Source organism: Streptomyces sp. NPDC048211, assembly GCF_043202315.1.
GTDB lineage: Bacteria > Actinomycetota > Actinomycetes > Streptomycetales > Streptomycetaceae > Streptomyces.
This window is the reverse complement of sequence record NZ_JBIDAD010000011.1, coordinates 246,420-267,981: the sequence shown is the minus strand read 5'-3', so window position 1 is coordinate 267,981 and position 21,562 is coordinate 246,420. Positions and strand designations below refer to the sequence as shown.

Genomic DNA, 21,562 nt, shown 5'->3' with positions numbered 1-21,562 from the left:
AGTTTTTGGGAGAGCACCATGGGCAGCACGCCGCAGCCGCGCCGGGGCGACACCCGCCAGCGCATCCAGGACGTTGCCCTGAGCCTCTTCGCCGAGCAGGGCTACGAGAAGACCTCACTGCGCGAGATCGCCGAGCACCTCGACGTCACCAAGGCCGCGCTGTATTACCACTTCAAGACCAAGGAAGACATCCTGGTCAGCATCTTCGAGGACCTCAACCGGCCCGTCGAGGACCTGATCACCTGGGGCGGGACGCAGCCGCGCACCCTGGAGACGAAGAAGGAGATCCTCAGCCGCTACAGCGAGGCGCTGGCGGGCGCGGCGCCGCTCTTCCGGTTCATGCAGGAGAACCAGGCGACCGTGCGCGACCTGAGTATCGGCGTGACGATCAAGGACCGGGTCCTGGCACTCGTGGACCTCATCAAGGATCCCGACGCACCGCTCACCGACCAGGTGCGGTGCTTCAGCGCGCTCTTCACCCTGCACGCCGGCATGATCGCGCTGAAAGACGTCGACGGCGACCCCGAGGACAAGCGGAAGGCCGCCCTCGAAGTCGCCGTCGAACTGGTCACCCTGGCCCACGACCCGGGTTCCGACCGGTAGCGGGGTGGTACCCCGGCCGGATCAGACCGAGATGCCGTGGTGGTGCAGGAAGTTGACCGGGTTGACCGCCGAACCGTAGTTGGCGGTGGTCCGGATCTCGAAGTGCAGGTGCGGGCCGCTGGAGTTACCGGTGTTTCCGGAGAGGGCAATCTTCTCGCCCTTCTTCACGTGCTCACCGATGTGCACCTGGATCTTCGACAGGTGCGCGTACTGCGAGTACGTGCCGTTCTTGTGCTTGATCACGATGGCGTTGCCGTACGCGGGACCGTCGCCGCCGCCGTTCGGGCCGGCCTTCACGACGGTGCCGTTGTGCGCGGCCTCGACCTTGGTGCCGATCGGCACGGCGAAGTCCTGGCCGGAGTGCTTGTGGGCCCAGCGGCTGCCGTCGTTGCCGAAGCTGGCGCTCAGCTCATAGTGGTCGACCGGGGTCTCCCAGGCGAGCTTCGCGGCCTTCTTCGCGGCGGCCTTCTTCGCGGCCTTCTTCTTGGCGAGGGCCTTCTTCTTGGCCTCGGCCTTCTTCGCCGCGGTGTGCTCGGCCGCCTTGCCCTGCGCGGCCGCCTGCTGGGCGACCGACTCGGCGGTGGTGGCCACGGCCAGGTTCGCCGTACCGGTGGTGCCCGCCGTGCCGGCCGCGAACGCAGCGCCCGCACCGAGAACCATCGACGTTCCCAGGCCGGCTGCGACGACGGCGCCACGGACACGGGAAGCGGACGGGCGGCGGGTCTGGAACGTAACGCGCTTCGACATAAGCAGAAAACCTCCGGGATGACTGGACCCGGCGGCGTGCCGGGCTGGCCATACCTTGGTAACCCGCACCCCCGGATGCACTCAAACCCCCCATCTACGAAGAAAAGCCGTAGTCGGAGGCCCGGGAATTCACTGCCGCGGGGTTCGCCCCCCACCCCCCGAACCGCTGCCGAAAGTCTTCTCCGGAACAGGTTTAACCCCAGTTCCAAACCCTCCATACCGGACACGGCCCCGCCATTCGGGCAGTTCGCCCCAAACACCCGAAAGCCCTGCCGTGCACCGGGCCGAAGGTCCCACCCGCGCCCCGGGGCTTTTCTCCTAAGGTGCCTAGTAGGCCTCGAAAGGGCTGTGCGCCTTGTCACCGGCGGTGGGACCAAGGGCTGTCCGTTTCGGGACCTTCGGCCCGGTGTCCACGAGGCTGTCCCCGCCATCTCCGGGGGATCCGCGCACGGTGTCGGATGCGGTGCGTCGCACGACGGAGGGACGCCCCCGGGGCCCGGATGGATGCACGCGGGCCGCGCCGACAGCGCGGCGAGGTGCCGTAGCGGTCGTCGTGCGCCCGCCGGGGATGACGGGACAGCCCTCAGCCGACGGGCAGCGCCGTCACCTTCTTCGCGTGCAGGGCCACGAGCCGCTTGCCGCCCGCCGCCAGGTACCAGCGCTGGAGGTCGCCGCTGCCGTCGTTGTACGTCCAGCGCAGCTTCCCGCTGCCGGGGTCGTAGGCGTGGATGCCACCGTCCTTGTCGAACTCCGTCGCCCCGTAGAGGACGTCGCCCACCTTCGCGAACTGCCAGGGGGCGGCGACGTCCAGGCTCCCCTTGTCGTGCCAGTGCGCCTTGCCCGTCGCGGGGTCGGCTGCCCAGAGGCCGTGCGCGCTGTCGGAGACGTAGAGGACGCCGTCCAGCACCGCCGGGTCGTTGAACCGGCTGAACTCCTCGGTCCGGAAGGACCAGCGTTCCTTGCCGTCCGACAGGTCGTAGGCGCGCGTCCACTGCCCGTTGGCAAGGATGACGAGGCCGTCGTGGACCACGAAGCCCCGGTTGTTGGACCGGCCGACCTTCTTCGTCCAGACCTGGTGCCCCGTCGCGGTGTCGCGCACCGTGAGGTTCTCCCGGAAGTCCGTGTAGACGAGACGGTTGCCGGCCACCCGCGCGGTGATGCCGTTCTGCTCCGTCCCCTTGTCCCGCTTCTCGCGCCAGACGACCTTGCCCGAGGTGGTGTCGATCGCCGCGATCACGTTCTCCGGCGTCCTGAACTCCTTGTCCAGGATCCCTGCGACGACGTAGACGTGGTTCGCGTCCGCGGCGATGGGCCGGGGCTGGGAGTACTGGTCCCCCATCCGGCTGCGCCAGGTGTCCTTGCCCGTCGCGGGGTCCAGGCCGACGATGTTCCCGTCGTAGCGGGCGCTCTGGAGGTAGAGCGTCCCGTCGCCGATGAGCATGTTGGCGCCCGGGGTGGTGACCTCCGCGCGGGACCAGATCTCCTTGCCGGTGGATATGTCGCGGGCCACCAGCGGGTCGCCCGAGACCAGCACGACGTTGCCGACGACCGCGATCGCGGAGATCCACGCCAGCCCGTCGAACGTGGTGGCGTGCTGCCAGGCGGGCTGCGGCTTGGAACCCGGCGCCGGGTTCCCGGCCGTCTCCTTCGGCACGTCCGGCCCGCCGGCGCCCGGCTCGTCCTCCGGCCCGCAGGCCGACGCCCCGGCCCCCAGCAGCACCAGCCCGGCTCCCGCCGCCTTCATCATCTGCCTGCGTGATACGTCGCTTCCGCGCATGATCTGCCCCGGCCCCCTCGCTGTTTCACCTGCGCCCGGACAACGCGTCCGAAGCCGGGCCAGACTAGCCAGCGATTTTCCGCCGCTGCGCTGCACGGACCCGACCGGGACATCCCTGTGACACGCCCGTCACTGTGTGCGCAACAGCAAAGAGGCGGCCCCGAACCGGTGGGAAACCGGTTCGGGGCCGCCTCTTCGTACGTGCTCGGGCGCTAGGCGCCGGTCACGCTTCCTTCGTCATGTTCGGGCCGGCGCCGCCTGCCGCCTGCTCGATCGGGGGGACGTCGGGCAGAGCCGACTTCTCCTCGCCTCGGAAGGTGAACTTCTGCTCGTCACCCTCGCCCTCGGTGCCGACGACCACGATGTGACCGGGGCGCAGCTCACCGAAGAGGATCTTCTCGGAGAGGATGTCCTCGATCTCGCGCTGGATCGTCCGGCGCAGCGGCCGGGCGCCCATCACGGGGTCGTAGCCCTTCTTCGCCAGCAGGGACTTGGCGGCCGGGCTCAGCTCGATGCCCATGTCGCGGTCCCGCAGACGCTCGTCCACCTTGGCGAGCATGAGGTCGACGATCTGGATGATGTCTTCCTCGGTGAGCTGGTGGAAGACGACCGTGTCGTCGACACGGTTGAGGAACTCGGGCCGGAAGTGCTGCTTGAGCTCTTCGTTGACCTTCGTCTTCATCCGCTCGTAGTTCGTCTTCACGTCGCCCTGGGCGGCGAAGCCCAGGTTGAAGCCCTTGGAGATGTCCCGGGTCCCGAGGTTGGTCGTCATGATGATGACCGTGTTCTTGAAGTCCACGACCCGGCCCTGGGAGTCGGTCAGGCGACCGTCCTCCAGGATCTGGAGCAGGGAGTTGAAGATGTCGGGGTGGGCCTTCTCGACCTCGTCGAAGAGCACGACGGAGAACGGCTTGCGGCGCACCTTCTCGGTGAGCTGGCCGCCCTCCTCGTATCCCACGTAGCCGGGGGGCGAGCCGAAGAGTCGGGAAACCGTGTGCTTCTCGCTGAACTCCGACATGTCGAGGGCGATCAGCGCGTCCTCGTCACCGAAGAGGAACTCGGCGAGCGTCTTGGACAGCTCGGTCTTACCGACACCGGACGGACCGGCGAAGATGAACGAGCCACCCGGGCGCTTCGGGTCCTTCAGACCGGCTCGCGTACGGCGGATCGCCTGCGAGAGGGCCTTGATGGCGTCCTTCTGCCCGATGACGCGCTTGTGGAGCTCGTCCTCCATGCGCAGCAGACGGGAGGACTCCTCCTCCGTCAGCTTGAAGACCGGGATGCCGGTCGCGGTGGCGAGGACCTCGGCGATGAGCTCGCCGTCGACCTCGGCCACGACGTCCATGTCGCCGGCCTTCCACTCCTTCTCGCGCTTGGCCTTCGCCGCCAGCAGCTGCTTCTCCTTGTCGCGGAGAGAGGCCGCCTTCTCGAAGTCCTGGGAGTCGATCGCCGACTCCTTGTCGCGACGCACGCCCGCGATCTTCTCGTCGAACTCGCGGAGGTCCGGCGGCGCGGTCATCCGGCGGATGCGCATCCGGGAGCCGGCCTCGTCGATCAGGTCGATCGCCTTGTCCGGCAGGAAGCGGTCCGAGATGTAGCGGTCGGCCAGCGTCGCGGCCTGGACCAGCGCCTCGTCCGTGATGGACACGCGGTGGTGGGCCTCGTAGCGGTCGCGCAGACCCTTGAGGATCTCGATGGTGTGCGGCAGCGACGGCTCCGCGACCTGGATGGGCTGGAAGCGGCGCTCGAGAGCGGCGTCCTTCTCCAGGTGCTTGCGGTACTCGTCGAGCGTGGTGGCACCGATGGTCTGGAGCTCGCCTCGCGCCAGCATGGGCTTGAGGATGCTCGCCGCGTCGATCGCGCCCTCGGCGGCGCCCGCACCCACCAGGGTGTGGAGCTCGTCGATGAACAGGATGATGTCGCCGCGGGTGCGGATCTCCTTGAGCACCTTCTTCAGGCGCTCCTCGAAGTCACCGCGGTAGCGGGAGCCGGCGACCAGCGCGCCGAGGTCGAGGGTGTAGAGGTGCTTGTCCTTGAGGGTCTCGGGCACCTCGCCCTTGACGATGGCCTGCGCCAGGCCCTCGACGACCGCCGTCTTGCCGACGCCGGGCTCGCCGATGAGGACCGGGTTGTTCTTCGTACGGCGGGACAGCACCTGCATGACCCGCTCGATCTCCTTCTCGCGCCCGATGACCGGGTCGAGCTTGGATTCACGAGCGGCCTGGGTGAGATTCCGGCCGAACTGGTCGAGCACCAGGGACGTGGAGGGCGTGCCCTCCGCGGGGCCGCCCGCTGTGGCCGCCTCCTTGCCGCCCGAGTAGCCGGACAGCAGCTGGATGACCTGCTGGCGCACCCGGTTGAGGTCGGCGCCCAGCTTCACGAGGACCTGGGCTGCGACGCCCTCGCCCTCGCGGATCAGGCCGAGCAGGATGTGCTCGGTGCCGATGTAGTTGTGGCCGAGCTGAAGGGCCTCGCGGAGCGACAGCTCCAGGACCTTCTTGGCTCGGGGTGTGAAGGGGATGTGCCCGGACGGGGCCTGCTGGCCCTGACCGATGATCTCCTCCACCTGCTGGCGGACCGCCTCGAGCGAAATCCCGAGGCTCTCCAGGGCCTTAGCGGCGACACCCTCACCCTCGTGGATCAGGCCCAGGAGGATGTGCTCGGTGCCGATGTAGTTGTGGTTGAGCATCCGGGCTTCTTCCTGAGCCAGGACGACAACCCGCCGCGCGCGGTCGGTGAACCTCTCGAACATCGTTAATCGCTCCTCAGAGCGGTCAGGCAGTAAGGGGTCGGTCCCCTCCCTGTCCTTCCGCAGCTTAGTCCCGCAAGCGGGGACCGCTCATTTCAACTGCCGACACCCGGCCCTGCTTCCCGGGGGGATCTCCTGCCCCGAACGCCGACAACTCCTCCAACCCGATGGTGCGAGACGATGTTCCCGCAGGCCAGGCAGATACCCCTATCGCCAGTACGCCGATGGCGAACGTGAGACGTCCGTGGCTTGCGTGTCGCCCCTCCCCACTAGGGATGTCTTACCCGCAATTACAGACAGTCCATGCGGCGTACGCGGGTTCCCTCCGCTACGGGCGAACATCTTCGTACTCCCGAATGCGCCCGTACGCCCCCAACCCGGACACACTATGCGTTCGATCAGGGACTGTGCGTAACCCCGGGCGGGGATCGGGAGTTCTTCCGTCATGACCCTCACCGTCCCACCGCCCCGCGCCGCGCTCCCCGCAGAGCGGGGCGGCCGCGCCGATGGTGCTTCGCGGAGCGCCTGCGCCCGGTGGTACGAGCAGGAGCTCGGCTGGGCAACCGCCGGCAGCGCACCCGTGCGGCTACTGACCGGGCTGCGGTTCGACGCGCTCGTCGTTCCCGCCGACGCCGGCCACGCGGCGCTGCGGCGGGTGGGTCGCACCGGTCCGGTGGCGCTGACGGGCCGGCGGATGAGTCTGCTGGTGGCGCCGGGGAGCGCCGACGAGCTGCCCGGGCTGCTCGACTGGCTGGAGTGGGGCGGGGTCGCCCTGGAGCTGACCGCTGTCGGCTCGGGCGGACGGATCACCGCACCGCCACCGCCGGGCCGGCCGGGTCCGCCGGGGGCCGCCGTATGGCTGCGGCCCCCCTGCCCAACGCACGAGCAGGAGGGAGAACCGGTGTTTCCGGCTCTCTCCGGCTTCGGGAGCAGGGGTGGGGATGCTCCCGATCTCATCCGGCTCGTGGACGCCGTGGCGACGGAATGCCACCGGGCCCGGTTGACGCGTGCCCGGACGGGGATGTCCCCCGATGAAACGGCTGATCAGCCGTTGGCCTTCTCGTAAGCCTCACGGATCTCCGCGGGAACGCGGCCACGGTCATTCACATTGTGGCCGTTCTCGCGCGCCCACTTACGGATCTCGGCGGTGTCCTTGTTGCCACCGGGAACGGCACGGCCCTTGCCGCGTCCGGACGCCGCGCGGCCACCGGTACGCCGGCCGCTCTTCGCGTACGGCTCAAGAAGCGACCGGAGCTTGTCCGCGTTGCTCGTGGTGAGGTCAATCTCGTACGTCTTGCCATCGAGAGCGAACGTCACGGTCTCGTCCGCCTCGCCGCCGTCGAGGTCGTCAACAAGAAGGACCTGAACCTTCTGCGCCACCGGATTTCCTTTCATCGAAAATGGAGTACGCGGAAAGGAAACCGCTTTTCCCCGGAAAACACAAACCCCCGGGAGAGGTTCAGGAGCACAAGAAGCCGGGAAACATGCGCGATTCGGACATAGGGATCGCTCTTCTTCCGACGGTCACAGGTGCAGAAGCATCCGGCTGTTGCCCAAGGTGTTCGGCTTCACTCGTTCGAGACCGAGGAACTCCGCGACTCCCTCGTCATAGGAACGCAGCAGCTCACTGTAGACATCTCCGTCGACCGGCGTCTCTCCGATCTCCACGAAGCCGTGCTTCGCGAAGAAGTCGACTTCGAAGGTGAGACAGAAAACCCGTCGCACACCCAGCCAGCGGGCCGTCTGCAACAACTTGTCCAGCACTTGGTGCCCGACTCCGGCCCCCTTGATGCTGTGATCGACCGCGAGAGTACGGACTTCGGCCAGGTCTTCCCACATCACGTGCAGTGCGCCGCAGCCGATGACCCGGGCGTCCTCGTCGCGTTCGGCGATCCAGAACTCCTGGATGTCCTCGTAAAGCGTCACCGTCGCTTTGTCGAGCAGGATGCCTTCTCGTACGTAGCCGTCGAGGAGTCGCCGGACCGAGGCGACATCGCTCGTCCTCGCGCGGCGGACGGTGATGGCGGGGTTTATAACAGACGGATCGGTCTGGAAATCGGTATGCGGAAGCTCTGAGGACATACCCCGACGCTATCGCCCGGTGTCCGGCTCCGCGTCATCGGCCGCTTGGACACCTTCACCGGAACCTTCCTCGGCCGGCTGCACGGCGTCCTCGGGAAGTGTGGGCAGAACGATCCGCATGGCGTCCCGAAGGGCGTCACGCTGCTCGGCCGACATCATGCCGAAGAAGGCGACCAGTGCGGCCGCGGGGTTGTCGCTCTGCGACCAGGCTTCGTTCATCAGTGCGGCCGAGTACGCGGCGCGGGTGGAGACCGCCGTATATCGATATGCGCGGCCGTCCACTTCCCGGCGCACCCAGCCCTTCTGATGGAGATTGTCCATAACCGTCATGACGGTGGTGTAGGCGATGGACCGCTCCTGCTGAAGGTCTTCAAGGACTTCCCGCACGGTTACCGGTCGGTTCCATTGCCAGACCCGCGTCATCACGGCGTCTTCCAGCTCTCCCAATTGGCGGGGCACAGCGTCACCCTAGTGCCAGATGTCTGGAATGGCCGGTTATTTACACAGCGAAAGGGCGCACGGCTCTCGGGAGCCGTACGCCCTTCGTATGTGTGCGGTGCGCGGGAAGCGCGGGACCCGGAGGTCAGACCCCGTCGGCGCGCGGCGTCCGCTGAGCCGATTCCGCGTGGCTGATCGCCGCGTCCACGGCCGCGTCCTCCTTGGCCTTGTTCGGCCCGCCCTGGCTCTTGACGATCGTCACGACCAGGCCGATGAAGAAGGCGGCCATCACCACGGGGGGCACAAGCGCGGATACGTAGTCCATGGCGTCCAGAGTAGCGAGCCCGGCCGCACCCGTCGCAGCGCCCTACCCCGCGGCGCGTTGCTGCGGTGGCGGGACCGGGCGGCGGCGGGGCGGGAAGACCTCGGAGGGCTTCGGCGCCGGGCGCTCGGACGGAGCGGCCGGACGGACCGGGGCCGCCGGGGCCTTCGGCTTCTCGGGCTCCGCCGCACGGCCGCCGGGCAGGGCCAGCAGTCTGCTGCGGGGCGCGGGCGCCGTCGCGGAGACCGCGCGGCCGGCGAGGCGGGCCCGCACCGAGCGCTCCGCGAGCACCTGGCAGCGCTCCAGGAGCGCCGCGGCGGCCGCTCCGCCACGCAGGGCGCGCAGAGCGGCGAGATCCTCGGGGCGGGGGTCGTACCCGGCCGCCAGGGCGTCCTGGAGGCGTTCCAGATATCCGCTGAGGGAGCCGGGGAGGGCGTTTCGGTAGCGGACGAGGTCGGCGAGGAGGAAGGCGCGCAGCCGTCCGGCCTCGCCGACCGCCTCGTCGACGGCGCCGGCCAGCCGCAGGCAGTCCTGGACGTCCTCGTCGGGCAGGGGCGCGGGGTGGAGGGCGATGGCGAGGGCACGGCGGAGCACTCGCAGCTCGTCCGCGCTGAACGCCATACCGCCGCGTGATCCGTAGGGCGTGGGCATAGCGCGACAATACGTGCTAAATAGACAAAATCCGTTTAACTGGCCGTCGGTGGCGCGGCGGCTCCGTGAGCCACCGCGCCGGGGCGTGCGCCGGCCGGGCCCGCGTCATACCCGGCGTGTCCGCGGGCCGGACGGGACCTTCCGGGCCGCGGCTCAGAGACGCGACACGTTGCGCTCGTACACCAGGCGCAGCCCGATGAGCGTGAGCCAGGGCTCGTGCTCGTCGATGACGGAGGACTCGCCCAGCACCATCGGAGCAAGGCCGCCCGTCGCGATCACCGTGACGTCGTCGGGGTCGGCCGCCAGCTCCTTCTTCATGCGTCCGACGACACCGTCGACCTGGCCGGCGAAGCCGTAGATGATGCCCGCCTGCATGGCCTCGACGGTGTTCTTCCCGATCACGCTGCGCGGCCGGGCCAGCTCGATCTTGCGCAGCTGCGCTCCCTTGACGCCCAGTGCCTCGACCGAGATCTCGATACCGGGGGCGATGACGCCACCGGTGTACTCGCCCCGGGCGGAGACCGCGTCGAAGGTGGTGGCGGTGCCGAAGTCGACGACGATCGCCGGGCCGCCGTACAGGTCGACGGCGGCGACCGCGTTGATGATGCGGTCCGCGCCGACCTCCTTCGGGTTGTCCATCAGGATCGGCACACCGGTCTTGATGCCAGGTTCGACGAGGACGGCGGGGACGTCCCCGTAGTAGCGGCGGGTCACCTCGCGCAGCTCGTGCAGGACGGCCGGCACCGTGGAGCAGATCGCGATGCCCTCGATGCCGTCGCCCAGCTCCATGCCCAGCAGCGGGTGCATGCCCATCAGGCCCTGGAGCAGCACCGCCAGCTCGTCGGCCGTGCGGCGGGCATCGGTGGAGATGCGCCAGTGCTCGACGATCTCCTCACCGTCGAACAGTCCGAGGACCGTGTGGGTGTTGCCGACGTCGATGGTGAGCAGCATCAGGCGCCGGCCCCGTCGGTGTCACGGAAGTCCAGGCCGATGTCGAGGATCGGCGAGGAGTGGGTCAGAGCGCCGACGGCGAGGTAGTCCACACCGGCCTCCGCGTAGGCGCGGGCGGAGTCGAGGGACAGCCGGCCCGAGGACTCCAGGACCGCGCGGCCGCCGACGAGGGCGACGGCCTCGGCCGTCTGCGACGGGGTGAAGTTGTCCAGCAGGATCAGATCGGCACCGGCGTCCAGGACCTCGGTGACCTGCTGAAGCGTGTCGACCTCGACCTCGATCGCGAGGTCCGGGAACTCCTCCCTGACCCGCTTGAACGCCTCGGCGACCCCGCCCGCGGCGATCACGTGGTTGTCCTTGACCAGTGCGGCGTCGGACAGCGACATGCGGTGGTTGACCCCGCCGCCGCAGCGCACCGCGTACTTCTCCAGGGCGCGCAGGCCCGGAGTCGTCTTGCGGGTGTCGCGGACCTCGGCCTTCGTGCCCTCCAGCACATCGGCCCAGGCGCGGGTGGCGGTGGCGATGCCGGAGAGCCTGCACAGCAGGTTGAGCGCGCTGCGCTCACCGGTCAGCAGGTCGCGCGTGCGGGTGGTGACGGTCAGCAGCTTCTGGCCCGGGACGACGCGGTCGCCGTCCTCGACGTGCCGCTCGACCTCGAACTCGTCCGTACAGACGATGGAGAGAACGGCCTCGGCGACCCGCAGACCGGCCACCACACCCGCCTCACGGGCGGTGAAGTCGCCGGTGGCCACCGCGTCCTCGGGGACGGTGGCGACGGTCGTGACGTCCACCCCGCCGTCGAGGTCCTCCTCGATGGCGACGTGCGCGACGTCCTCGACGGTGACCGGGTCCAGGCCCGCCTCGGCGAGGAGCTGGGCGAGCGCGGGGTCGAGCCCGCACTCCAGGGCGTCCGGGTCGTAGCCGTCCTCCCCGCCGCAGCCGCAGCCGTCCCCGCAGCCGCCCGCGGCAGGTGCGGGCACGCCGATCTGGATCAGCGGTACGTCCACGGGTGTGGGGCGCGGATTCTCTTCGGGCGTGCTCACGGTTACGGCTCCTCGGGAGTGGGGTGGGTGGTGCCTGTTGCTGCGCAGTCTGGTGCCCCGGACGGCTGTACGGGCCCGAATGCCTCGGTATCCGTCCGACGGAGGACGAGCCGGCGGTCGGGGGTGAGCCGGACGACGAGGTGGCGGCGCCAGTTCTCGTCGTCGCGCTCGGGCCGGTCGTCGCGCCAGTGGCAGCCGCGGGTCTCCTCGCGCCGGCGGGCGGCGGCGACCAGGACCCGGGCGACCAGGAGCAGGTTGGTGACCTCCCAGGCCTCGACCCCCGGCACCGCGTCCTTGGGCTCGGCCGCCCCGGCCTTCAGGAACGCGCTGCGGTGCAGGTCCTCCAGCTCATCGGCGGCCCGGGCGAGACTGTCGGCCGACCGCACGACACCGGCGCCGCGGGTCATGATGCGCTGGATCGTGCTCCGCGACTCGGGCGGCAGCAGGGGGGAGGGCGCGGGACTGCCGGCGCCGGTGCCGGTGCCGTCCCAGGGCAGGCCCTCGACGATGTCGGCCGCGATGCGCTCGGCGAAGACGAGGCCTTCCAGCAGCGAGTTGGACGCCAGCCGGTTCGCGCCGTGCACCCCGGTGCAGGCGACCTCGCCACAGGCGTAGAGGCCGGGCACGGTCGTGCGTCCCCGCAGGTCGGTGCGGACGCCGCCGGAGGCGTGGTGCGCGGCCGGGGAGATCGGGATCGGCTCGGTGACCGGGTCGATGCCATGGGCGCGGCAGGCCGCCAGGATGGTGGGGAAGCGCTGCTCCCACATCTCGGCGCCGAAGTGACGGGCGTCCAGGTACATGTGCTCGGTGCCGTGCAGCTGCATCTGGCGGGTGATGGCCTTGGCGACGATGTCGCGCGGGGCCAGCTCCGCCAGTTCGTGCTGCCCGACCATGAAGCGCGTACCGGAGGCGTCGACGAGATGGGCGCCCTCGCCCCGTACCGCTTCCGAGACGAGCGGCTGCTGGCCCTCGGCACCGGCTCCGAGGAAGAGGACCGTGGGGTGGAACTGGACGAATTCGAGGTCCGAGACCTCCGCGCCGGCCCGCAGCGCGAGTGCCACGCCGTCGCCCGTGGCGACCGGCGGGTTGGTGGTGGCGGAGAAGACCTGGCCCATGCCGCCGGTGGCGAGGATGACCGCGGGGGCGTTGACCGCGCCGACGCCGTCGTGCTGACCCTCGCCCATGACGTGCAGGGTGACGCCCGCGGTGCGGCCTTCGGCGTCGGTGAGCAGGTCGAGCACGAGGGCGTTCTCGACGGTGTGCAGGGCCGCCTCGCGGACCGCTTCGACCAAGGCGCGGGAGATCTCCGCGCCCGTCGCGTCGCCGCCCGCGTGGGCGATGCGGCGGCGGTGGTGGCCGCCCTCACGGGTCAGCGCGATGGTGCCGTCGTCCGCGGTGTCGAAGTGGGCGCCGGTGCCGATCAGCCGGCGTACGGCGTCGGGGCCCTCGGTGACGAGGGTGCGGACCGCCTCCTCGTCGCACAGCCCGGCGCCCGCCACCAGGGTGTCGTCCAGGTGCTGCTGCGGAGTGTCGCCCTCACCCAGGGCCGCGGCGACGCCGCCCTGGGCCCAGCGGGTCGAGCCGTCGTCGAGCCGGGCCTTGGTGACGACGACGGTGGCGAGGCCGGCGGCGGCGCAGCGCAGTGCGGTGGTGAGTCCGGCCACGCCGGAGCCGACGACCACGACATCGGCGTCGATGGACCAGCCTGGGGCGGGGGCGGTCAGCCGTATTCCGGTCACGCGGTGGCTCCGAAGGTCAGCGGGATGTTGTCGATGAGGCGGGTGGCGCCCACCCGGGCGGCGACGGCGAGGATCGCGTCGCCCGCCGTGCGGTCGTCGGGGATCTCGGTGAAGTCCGCCGGGTCCACGAGCGCCAGGTAGTCGAGGGCGAGCGGGGGATGGTCGGCCGCCGCCTCGTCCAGGACCGCGCGGGCCGCCGCGCGGACGGCCGCGGGGCCGCCGTCCGGCCGTGCCCGGGCGACCGCCTGGGCATCGGCGGCCAGCCTGGCCTCACCGAGCCGGGTGAGTCCGGCGGCCCTGCCCTCGGTGGCCCCGGTGGTCTGCGCGCGGGCGTGCAGCGCCTGCTGGGCGGCGAGCCGGTCACGGGCCGCGAACAGCGCCCGTGACAGGGCGAGCGCGGTGTGGCGCTCGTACACGTCGAGGAAACGGTTGCGGCTGGAGAGCGCCAGGCCGTCGGGCTCCCGGGCCGTCTCCACGCCCAGGATCTCCACGGGGAAGTTCAGATCGCGCACCATGCGGCGGATCAGCGCCAGCTGCTGGGCGTCCTTCTGCCCGAACAGCGCGATGTCGGGGCGGGTGAGGTGCAGCAGCTTGGCGACGACGGTGAGCATGCCGTCGAAGTGACCGGGCCGGGACGCGCCTTCCAGGCGCTCGCCCATCGGGCCCGCGGAGATCCGGACCTGCGGTTCGCCACCGGGGTAGACCTCGTCGACGGACGGCGCGAAGACCACGTCGGCGCCGGCCGCGCCGGCCACCGCGAGATCGGCGTCCAGGGTGCGCGGGTAGCGGTCGAGGTCGGCGGCCTCCCCGAACTGGAGCGGGTTGACGAAGACCGTGACGACGACCTGGCCGGCCGGTCCGATAACCGCGCGTGCGGTTTGTATCAGGGAGGCGTGGCCCTCGTGCAGAGCGCCCATCGTCATGACGACGGCACGCCCGGACCGCTCGCCTTCGGGGGCGTACCCCGCCAGTTCGGCGGCGGTGCGGAGCAGCGTGGAGGCGGATGCGGTCATCGGGACTCCTCCGGTCCGGTGCCCGCGCTGCCGGATGCGCCCGAACCGTCGGCCAGGACGTCGAGCAGGTCTTCGGCGAGCTCCGGCTTGAGCATGCCGTGGGAGAGTGCGCGGTCGGCGGTGGCGCGGGCCATCGCGACGTAACCGGCGACCGCCTGCGGGGCGTGGGTGCGCAGCTCGCCGATGTGCGCGGCGACCGTGCCCGCGTCGCCCCGGGCGACCGGGCCGGTCAGGGCGGCGTCACCGGAGCGCAGGGCGTTGTCCAGGGCGGCGCCGAGGAGCGGGCCGAGCATCCGGTCGGGGGCGGCGACCCCGGCCGTGCGCAGCAGCTCCATCGACTGGGCGACCAGGGTGACCAGGTGGTTCGCGCCGAGGGCGAGCGCCGCGTGGTACAGCGGGCGGGACTCCTCGGCGATCCACTCGGGCTCGCCGCCCATCTCGATGACCAGCGCCTCGGCGGCGAGCCGCAGCTGCTCGGGGGCGGTGACCCCGAAGGAGCAGCCGGCCAGTCGCTGGACGTCCACGGAGGTACCGGTGAACGTCATCGCCGGGTGCAGGGCGAGCGGCAGGGCACCGGCCCGCAGCGCGGGATCCAGCACCTTCGTCCCGTACCGCCCCGAGGTGTGGACGATCAGCTGGCCCGGGCGGACCGCACCGGTCTCGGCGAGGCCCTCGACGAGCCCCGGCAGGGCGTCGTCGGGCACCGTCAGCAGGACCAGTTCCGCGCGCGCGAGGACCTCGGCGGGCGTGACCAGGGGGACGTCGGGAAGCAGGGCGGCGGCGCGGCGCACCGAGGCGTCGGAGACGCCCGACACGGCGACGGGGCGGTGCCCTGCGAGTGCCAGGGACGCGGCGAGGGCAGGGCCGACGCGGCCCGCGCCCACGACGCCGACGGTGAGCCGGGCGGGGCGGTCCCTCGCGTCGAGGGGGTCCTGAGAGGCAGTTGTATTCACGCGGCGGTGGCCTTCCGTTCCAGTCCGCGGGGGGTACCGGACGACTTCTCTGCATGCTACGCCAGCGTTTCGTCCGGCCCCCGGGCTGTCCACAGGCTGTGGGAAACTCCGCGCCCCGACGGCGCCGGCCGGCCGGTGGCGCCGATACTCCGTGGGCAGCGGCCGGGTTCTGCGTGATGATCGTCCCATGGCAGACAGAGACGAGCAGGTGCACGACGAGGCGGCGGACGGGACAGAGGCCCCCGGCGGACACGGGGACGAGGACTCCGAAAGGCAGCGGCAGCGCCGCATCGGCGCGTGGCGGCAGGCCGACCGGATCCTGGCCCGGATGCCGGTGGACCGTTCACTCGGCGAGCAGCTGGCGGCACTGACCGCGGGCGCGGCCACGGTCACGGATCCGGACCGGCCCGCGGACATCTACGGCGACGGCGTGGTCACCGAACTGGAGCAGCGGATCGCCGGGCTCCTGGGCACCGAGGCCGCCGCCTTCTTCCCGACCGGGACGATGGCGCAGCAGGTCGTGCTGCGCTGCTGGGCCGGACGCACCGGCAACGCCACGGTGGCCCTGCACCCGCTCGCCCATCCGGAGGTGCACGAGCGCGGCGCCCTCGCTTCGGTCAGCGGACTGCGTACCGTCCACCCGACGTCCGCGCCGCGGCTGCCCACGGCGGACGAGATCCGCGACTTCGCGGAGCCGTTCGGCACCCTGATGCTGGAGCTGCCCCTGCGCGACGCCGGCTTCGTCCTGCCCACGTGGGAGGAGCTGGAGGCCGTGGTGGCGGCGGCTCGCGAGCGCGACGCGGTGGTGCACTTCGACGGGGCGCGGCTGTGGGAGTGCGCCTCCCGCTTCGGGCGGGAGCTGCCGGAGATCGCGGCGCTCGCGGACAGCGTGTACGTGTCGTTCTACAAGACGCTCGGCGGGATCTCCGGGGCGGCGCTCGCCGGTTCCGCCTCGCTGATCGAGGAGGCCCGCACCTGGCGCCACCGGTACGGCGGCCAGCTCTTCCAGCAGTTCCCGGCGGCGCTCGCCGCGCTGATCGGCCTGGACCGGGAGCTGCCGAAGCTGCCGGCGTACGTGGCGCAGGCGAAGGTGGTGGCCGCGGCGCTGGCCGAGGGGTTCGCGGAGGCCGGTGCCGGATGGTTCCGGGTGCACCCCGACCCCCCGCACACGCACCAGTTCCAGGTCTGGCTGCCCTACCCGGCGGACGTCCTCGGGGAGGCGTCCCTGCGTCAGGCCGAGGAGACGGGCACGGCCCTCTTCCGCAGGTGGCACCCGGCGGCCGCGGGCCCGCCCGGGCTGTCGTTCACCGAGGTCACGGTGTCGGAGGCGGGGCTGGAGTGGACGGCGGCGGAAGTCCGCGCGGCGGTGGCGGAGTTCCTGAAGCGGGTGGACCCGCGGTAGGGGCGCGCACGCGGCGCCCTGAAGCGAATGGCCCCGCGGTGGGGCGCGCCCGCGGCGGCCCCCCGATTGACGCCGGTCGTCAATCGGGGTCCGGACCGCCCCGGTCACCCCGCACCATGGACGGGTGAGCGTAACCATCGACATCGCGGGGCTCGACCCCGGCCGCGTCGTCTTCGAGACCTCCCCCCTCGTCGAGCTGGGGGTCGCCCTGCACGCGCTGTCGGAGCCGGGACACCACCCCGGGCTGCACGGCTGGACGACGGCCACCACCACCTCTCTGGAGCCGGACCTGGCCGACCGGCTGCACGAGGCCGACTTCCTGTGGCGGAACACGTTCTCGGACATCTTCATGCCGTTCGCGGGCGTGCTCGGCGGCAACGGGAGGACGGGCGCCGACCTCGCGGAGGACCTGGACATCCTGGACCGGCTGGACGACGAGCGGTTCGTCTCCGCGGCCCTGGAGTTCACCTGCGCGAACCTGTACGGGACCGGCGCGGCCTCCCCGCTCCGCGATCCCGGCATGCGGGCCCGGGCCCTGGACATGGCGGCGGCGCGCGGCCCGCAGCAGGTGGAGTTCACCCAGCGGCTGCTGGCCGACCCCGCCCCCGTACGCCGCTGGATCCGGCGCCTCTTCGAGGACTGCGATCAGGCGTTCTTCGCGGACACCTGGCAGCGGGTGCGGGTCCAGCTGGTGGCCGACGCACGGCACAAGACGGATCTGCTGCGGCACAAGGGGCTCACCGAGGCCGTGCGGGCCGTCTCCCCCGCGCTCTCGGTCGACGAGGACGGGAAGCGGATCAGTGTCGACAAGCTGACCGAGGGCTCGACCGACGCCACCGACCCGGCCGTCGGCGCGGGGCTCACCCTCATCCCGACCAGCTTCGGCTGGCCGCATCTGATGGTGCTGCACGCCCCGGGCTGGCGCCCGGTGATCCACTATCCCGTGCACCGTCCGGAGCTGCCCTCGCCCGCCTCCGTGGAACTGCTCCAGCTCCGGATGGAGGCCCTGGCCCACCCGATGCGGATGCGCCTGTGCCGCAACATCGCCCGCTCGGCGTACACGACGGGGGAGCTCGCCGACACGAACGGGATCACCTCCCCCGAGGTCTCCCGCCACCTCACCGTCCTCAAGAAGGCCGGCCTGGTCACGACGCGGCGCCGCGGCCGGTACGTCCTGCACCAGCTGGACCTGACCGTGGTGGCGCGACTCGGCAGCGACTTCCTGGAGGGGATCCTGCGCTGAGGGGGGGGGGCGGCGCGATCCTGCGCTGAGGGGGGCGGCGCGGAGCCGGACCCCGGCTCCCGGTCCGACCGGACGCGCCGCACATACGCCTCAGTCCAAGCGGATGTGCCGGACGCCCGCCTCAGTCCGACCGGACGCGCCGCATACCCGCCTCAGTCCAAGCGGATGTGCCGGATGCCCGTCCAGGCCCGCCGCACCCGGTGCCGCAGTGCGCTGTCCGTGTCCGGCAGCAGGGTGAGGCCCGCCGACGCGGCGATCCGGTCGGCGACCTGGGGGACGGTCAGCCGGTCGGTCCGGATGTGCTCGGCGAACTCCGGGCCCGCGAGCCGCTCCAGGCAGTGGTCCAGTTTCGCGACGGCGAAGCTCTCGCGCTTCAGCCCGCGCCCGAGGCCGCGTTCGCTCAGCCGTCGCAGTACCGTCCCGCGCTCGGCGAGCAGGGCGAAGTGGTGCACCGGGTGCCCGTCCTCACGCAGCCGCCCGACGACCTCGTCGAAGTAGCCGGCGTCGACCAGCGTCATCGGGGCGATGACCGTGCCGGGATGCCCGCGCAGGGCGAGAGCGAGCATGTCGTGCACCCCCTGCCGCCAGGCCGGCAGATCCTGGAAGTCGCCGCGCAGCGCGGGCGGCAGCGTCCGGTGCAGCCCGAAGCCGACATGCTCCGGATCGCAGACCACGCTCCCGGGCAGCCGTCGCTGCACCTCGTACGCCGTCTGCGTCTTGCCACCGCCGAAGGGGCCGTTGATCCAGAGGAGCGCGCCCACCGGTCAGCCCGCCCCGCCGCCGGCGCGCACCAGCCCGGTCTCGTACGCGAGGACGACGACCTGCACCCGGTCGCGCAGGCCCAGCTTGGTGAGAATGCGGCCGACGTGCGTCTTCACCGTCGCCTCGGAGAGCACCAGTCGTCCCGCGATCTCGCCGTTCGACAGGCCCTGGGCCACCAGGAGCATCACCTCGCGTTCGCGTTCGGTGAGCTTGGCCACGTCCTTGTGCTGCGGCTCGGCCGTGCCGCTGGGCAGCATCGACGAGAAGCGGTCGAGGAGCCGGCGGGTGGTGGACGGGGCGACGACGGCGTCGCCGCTGTGCACGGAACGGATCGCGGCGAGCAGTTCGCCCGGCGGCACGTCCTTCAGCATGAAGCCGCTGGCCCCCGCCTTCAGCCCCGAGAAGGCGTACTCGTCGAGGTCGAACGTCGTCAGGATGAGCACCTTGGGCGCATCGGGCTCCGCGCAGATGCGGCGGGTGGCCTCGACGCCGTCCAGCCGGGGCATGCGCACGTCCATCAGCACCACGTCGACCGCCGTGGAGCGGAGGTTCTCGATCGCCTCCGCGCCGTCGCCCGCCTCGGCGACGACCTCCATGTCCGGCTGCGCGGCGAGCACCATCCGGAAGCCGGTACGCAGCAGCGCCTGGTCGTCGACGAGCATCACGCGGATCGCCATGGGGTCCCTGTCTCCTGTTCGTCCTGCGGTCGGTATCGGCGTATCGGCAGACCCGAGGGCCTCGAAAGACCCTAGTTCGCGGCCTTGAGCGGCAGCAGCGCGCTGATCCGGAACCCGCCGCCGGGGCGCGGTCCGGCGTCGAGTGTGCCGCCGACCATGCCGACCCGTTCGCGCATGCCGATCATGCCGTGGCCCGCGCCGTCGGCGCCGCCGTCCTCGTACAACTCGTGCGCGGCGCCCCGGCCGTCGTCCTCCACCAGCAGGCCGAGACCGTCGTCGAAGTAGACCAGCCGCACGCTGGCACCGGCGTTCGGACCGCCGTGCTTGCGGGTGTTGGTCAGGGCCTCCTGCACGATGCGGTACGCCGTCAGCTCCACTCCGCTCGGCAGCGGGCGCGGCGTGCCCTCGATCTTGAAGTCGACGGCCAGACCGGCAGCCCTGACGTGCTCGATCAGGTCCTCGATCTGGTCGACGTCGGGCTGCGGGACGTACTCCCCGGTCTCCGGGGTGTCGCCCGTGCGCAGCACGCCGAGCAGCCGCCGCATCTCCGCGAGCGCCTGCCGGCCGGTGCTGGAGATGGTCTCCAGGGCCTGCCGGGCCTGGTCGGGGGCCGCGTCCATCACGTAGGCGGCACCGTCCGCCTGCACCACCATCACGGAGACGTTGTGCGCGACGACGTCGTGCAGTTCGCGGGCGATACGGGCCCGCTCGGCCGCGACCGCGACCTTCGACTGCGCCTCGCGCTCCCGCTCCAGCCGGGCGGCCCGCTCCTCCAGCTGGTCGAAGTAGGCCCGCCGGGTCCGCATCGAGTCGCCGAGCACCCACGCCAGGACGAACGGCACCGTCATCACGACGACGAGGAACACCGTCGCCACCCAGCCGCGCGGCGCCCCCTCCTGCTCCGGCCAGCGGAGCTGGGAGACACCGGCCGCGCACAGGCTGCAGCCCAGGGCGAGCCGGGACGCCCAGCGCTCGCCGACGGTGGCCACGGTGAAGGTGATCACCAGCATGGCGAAGTTCGCCAGGGTGGGTCTGACCCCGATCACCAGCTGGGCCACACCCATCGCGATGGCGAGCAGCAGCATCTTCTCGGGCGCGCGCCGGCGCAGGGCGACGACGGTGCACAGGCCGATGACGATCGGCACTATGGCGATGCGCTGGGCCCGCCCGCCGTCCCCGGCCCCGGCTCCGCCGACCACGATCGTCATGCCGGAGATCCCGAGGAGGAAGACGGCCCAGAAGCTGTCGACGCCCGTCGGGTGTCTGCGGATGAAGTCGTAGAGGCGCTGCACGTGACCCAGCGTAGGGAAAGCCAATGGGTGCCGGGGTCAGCCGAAGGGCCGATCCGGGTCCGGAGACCGTACTCCCCAAGGTGGAGACTTGGGAACGTGACGGATGAGTGGCGTGGGTGGCAGGAGGCGGCCGAGACCGCTTTGTATGGGGACGAGGGGTTTTACCGGAGCCCCGAAGGACCTGCGGGGCACTTCCGCACCTCGGTGCACGCCTCCCCGCTGTTCGCCGCGGCCGTCGCCCGGCTGCTGGTCAGGACGGCCGCGGAACTGGGGACCCTTGATGTGGATCTGGTGGATCTGGGCGCGGGGCGCGGAGAGCTGTTGACGGGGGTGCTCGCCGCGCTGCCGGCCGAGGGCGGCGACGGCCTCACGGTACGGGCGCACGCCGTCGAGCTCGCGGGCCGCCCGTCCGGCCTGGACCCCCGGATCCGGTGGTGCGCGAAGCCGCCGCAGGGGGTGCGCGGGCTGCTGTTCGCCAACGAGTGGCTGGACAACGTGCCGGTACCGGTCGCCGAGACGGACGCGGACGGCGTCGAACGGTACGTCCTGGTGCGAACGGCGGACGGCGCGGAACGGCCGGGCGAACCGGTGGGCGGGGCGGACGCGCGCTGGCTGCACCGCTGGTGGCCGTCGGCGGGACCGGGCAGCAGGGCCGAGATCGGCCGCCCGCGCGACGAGGCGTGGGCGGGCGCGGTGTCCACACTGACCGCCGGGCTGGCGGTGGCGGTGGACTACATGCACGTACGGGAGGAGCGGCCGCCTTTCGGCACGCTGACCGGCTTCCGGGCGGGGCGGGAGGTACGTCCGGTGCCGGACGGCAGTTGCGACCTCACCTCGCACGTGGCCCTGGACGCGTGCGCCGCGGCGGGCGGCCCGGGCGCGGAGATCCGCAGCCAGCGCGCGGCGCTGCGGCAGCTGGGCGTCAGCGGTGAACGCCCGCCGCTGTCCCTGGCGTCGGAGGATCCGGCCGGATACGTGCGGGCCCTGGCGGCGGCGGGCCAGGCGGCGGAGCTCACGGCCCGTGGCGGCCTGGGCGACTTCGGCTGGCTGATGCAGCGGGTGGGCCCTCCCGGCCCCTCCGGCGATTGAGGAGCGGGGTCCGGGGCCAGCGCCCCCGG

General features: G+C 71.5%; 21 protein-coding genes. 5 read left to right on the top strand and 16 right to left on the bottom strand.

Annotated elements, in window-relative coordinates:
• Positions 1-18 precede the first annotated feature (18 nt).
• Positions 19-603 carry a TetR/AcrR family transcriptional regulator gene (locus ACGFZA_RS33445; RefSeq protein WP_385289106.1) on the top strand — a complete coding sequence of 195 codons (585 nt, stop codon included), beginning with the start codon at positions 19-21 and terminating at the stop codon, positions 601-603.
• Between the two features lie 21 nt (positions 604-624).
• On the opposite strand, the gene ACGFZA_RS33440 is transcribed toward ACGFZA_RS33445, so the two are convergent.
• The 3 genes from ACGFZA_RS33440 to ACGFZA_RS33430 form a co-directional block, all read right to left on the bottom strand.
• On the bottom strand, positions 625-1,350 hold the full coding sequence (locus ACGFZA_RS33440) for a M23 family metallopeptidase (RefSeq protein WP_385289103.1): 726 nt from the start codon (positions 1,348-1,350) through the stop codon (positions 625-627).
• Positions 1,351-1,933: 583 nt separating this feature from the next.
• Positions 1,934-3,127, bottom strand: a complete 1,194-nt coding sequence (locus ACGFZA_RS33435) for a PQQ-binding-like beta-propeller repeat protein (RefSeq protein WP_393684125.1) — start codon at positions 3,125-3,127, stop codon at positions 1,934-1,936.
• A gap of 223 nt (positions 3,128-3,350) precedes the next feature.
• Positions 3,351-5,879 (bottom strand): ATP-dependent Clp protease ATP-binding subunit, encoded by a 2,529-nt coding sequence (locus ACGFZA_RS33430; protein WP_148020025.1) that lies wholly within the window; start codon positions 5,877-5,879, stop codon positions 3,351-3,353.
• Positions 5,880-6,321: 442 nt separating this feature from the next.
• On the opposite strand from ACGFZA_RS33430, the gene ACGFZA_RS33425 reads away from it, so the two are divergent.
• Positions 6,322-6,942 (top strand): SCO3374 family protein, encoded by a 621-nt coding sequence (locus tag ACGFZA_RS33425; RefSeq protein WP_385277403.1) that lies wholly within the window; start codon positions 6,322-6,324, stop codon positions 6,940-6,942.
• On the opposite strand, the gene ACGFZA_RS33420 is transcribed toward ACGFZA_RS33425, so the two are convergent.
• The 10 genes from ACGFZA_RS33420 to ACGFZA_RS33375 form a co-directional block, all read right to left on the bottom strand.
• Positions 6,921-7,256 (bottom strand): Lsr2 family protein, encoded by a 336-nt coding sequence (locus ACGFZA_RS33420; protein ID WP_359134104.1) that lies wholly within the window; start codon positions 7,254-7,256, stop codon positions 6,921-6,923. The genes ACGFZA_RS33425 and ACGFZA_RS33420 overlap by 22 nt on opposite strands.
• Positions 7,257-7,400: 144 nt before the next feature.
• Positions 7,401-7,958, bottom strand: a complete 558-nt coding sequence (locus ACGFZA_RS33415; protein ID WP_385277401.1) for an amino-acid N-acetyltransferase — start codon at positions 7,956-7,958, stop codon at positions 7,401-7,403.
• A gap of 9 nt (positions 7,959-7,967) precedes the next feature.
• Positions 7,968-8,417, bottom strand: coding sequence for a BlaI/MecI/CopY family transcriptional regulator (locus ACGFZA_RS33410; RefSeq protein ID WP_393684121.1), 450 nt, complete (start codon positions 8,415-8,417; stop codon positions 7,968-7,970).
• A gap of 124 nt (positions 8,418-8,541) precedes the next feature.
• Positions 8,542-8,721: a hypothetical protein gene (locus ACGFZA_RS33405; protein ID WP_385277397.1), complete on the bottom strand. Its 180-nt coding sequence runs from the start codon at positions 8,719-8,721 to the stop codon at positions 8,542-8,544.
• Positions 8,722-8,763: 42 nt separating this feature from the next.
• Positions 8,764-9,339, bottom strand: coding sequence for a hypothetical protein (locus ACGFZA_RS33400; protein WP_385277418.1), 576 nt, complete (start codon positions 9,337-9,339; stop codon positions 8,764-8,766).
• A 183-nt stretch (positions 9,340-9,522) separates the two neighbouring features.
• Positions 9,523-10,320: a type III pantothenate kinase gene (locus ACGFZA_RS33395; protein WP_024493731.1), complete on the bottom strand. Its 798-nt coding sequence runs from the start codon at positions 10,318-10,320 to the stop codon at positions 9,523-9,525.
• Complete coding sequence (gene nadC, locus ACGFZA_RS33390; protein ID WP_393684118.1) at positions 10,320-11,363, bottom strand: carboxylating nicotinate-nucleotide diphosphorylase; 1,044 nt, start codon at positions 11,361-11,363, stop codon at positions 10,320-10,322. The genes ACGFZA_RS33395 and nadC overlap by 1 nt, the downstream gene beginning before the upstream one ends.
• A gap of 2 nt (positions 11,364-11,365) precedes the next feature.
• The gene (locus ACGFZA_RS33385; RefSeq protein WP_393684116.1) at positions 11,366-13,102 is read right to left on the bottom strand and encodes an L-aspartate oxidase; all 1,737 of its coding nucleotides are present in this window, start codon (positions 13,100-13,102) and stop codon (positions 11,366-11,368) included.
• On the bottom strand, positions 13,099-14,115 hold the full coding sequence (gene panC, locus ACGFZA_RS33380) for a pantoate--beta-alanine ligase (protein WP_393684114.1): 1,017 nt from the start codon (positions 14,113-14,115) through the stop codon (positions 13,099-13,101). The genes ACGFZA_RS33385 and panC overlap by 4 nt, the downstream gene beginning before the upstream one ends.
• Positions 14,112-15,068, bottom strand: coding sequence for a Rossmann-like and DUF2520 domain-containing protein (locus ACGFZA_RS33375; RefSeq protein WP_385277388.1), 957 nt, complete (start codon positions 15,066-15,068; stop codon positions 14,112-14,114). The genes panC and ACGFZA_RS33375 overlap by 4 nt, the downstream gene beginning before the upstream one ends.
• A gap of 187 nt (positions 15,069-15,255) precedes the next feature.
• Here ACGFZA_RS33375 and ACGFZA_RS33370 point away from each other — a divergent pair, with 187 nt between their 5' ends.
• Positions 15,256-16,470, top strand: a complete 1,215-nt coding sequence (locus ACGFZA_RS33370; protein WP_393684111.1) for a threonine aldolase family protein — start codon at positions 15,256-15,258, stop codon at positions 16,468-16,470.
• A gap of 124 nt (positions 16,471-16,594) precedes the next feature.
• Positions 16,595-17,713: a DUF5937 family protein gene (locus ACGFZA_RS33365; RefSeq protein ID WP_385277384.1), complete on the top strand. Its 1,119-nt coding sequence runs from the start codon at positions 16,595-16,597 to the stop codon at positions 17,711-17,713.
• Positions 17,714-17,865: 152 nt separating this feature from the next.
• On the opposite strand, the gene ACGFZA_RS33360 is transcribed toward ACGFZA_RS33365, so the two are convergent.
• The 3 genes from ACGFZA_RS33360 to ACGFZA_RS33350 form a co-directional block, all read right to left on the bottom strand.
• Positions 17,866-18,474 carry an AAA family ATPase gene (locus tag ACGFZA_RS33360; RefSeq protein WP_385277382.1) on the bottom strand — a complete coding sequence of 203 codons (609 nt, stop codon included), beginning with the start codon at positions 18,472-18,474 and terminating at the stop codon, positions 17,866-17,868.
• Positions 18,475-18,477: 3 nt separating this feature from the next.
• Entirely contained in the window at positions 18,478-19,152 is a 675-nt protein-coding gene (locus ACGFZA_RS33355) for a response regulator (RefSeq protein ID WP_385277380.1), read from the bottom strand.
• A gap of 71 nt (positions 19,153-19,223) precedes the next feature.
• Positions 19,224-20,444 (bottom strand): sensor histidine kinase, encoded by a 1,221-nt coding sequence (locus ACGFZA_RS33350; RefSeq protein ID WP_385277378.1) that lies wholly within the window; start codon positions 20,442-20,444, stop codon positions 19,224-19,226.
• A gap of 96 nt (positions 20,445-20,540) precedes the next feature.
• Between ACGFZA_RS33350 and ACGFZA_RS33345 the strand changes: the two genes are divergently transcribed.
• A complete protein-coding gene (locus ACGFZA_RS33345; protein ID WP_393684107.1) occupies positions 20,541-21,533 on the top strand; it encodes an SAM-dependent methyltransferase in 993 nt (330 codons plus the stop codon).
• The last annotated feature ends 29 nt before the right edge of the window (positions 21,534-21,562 follow it).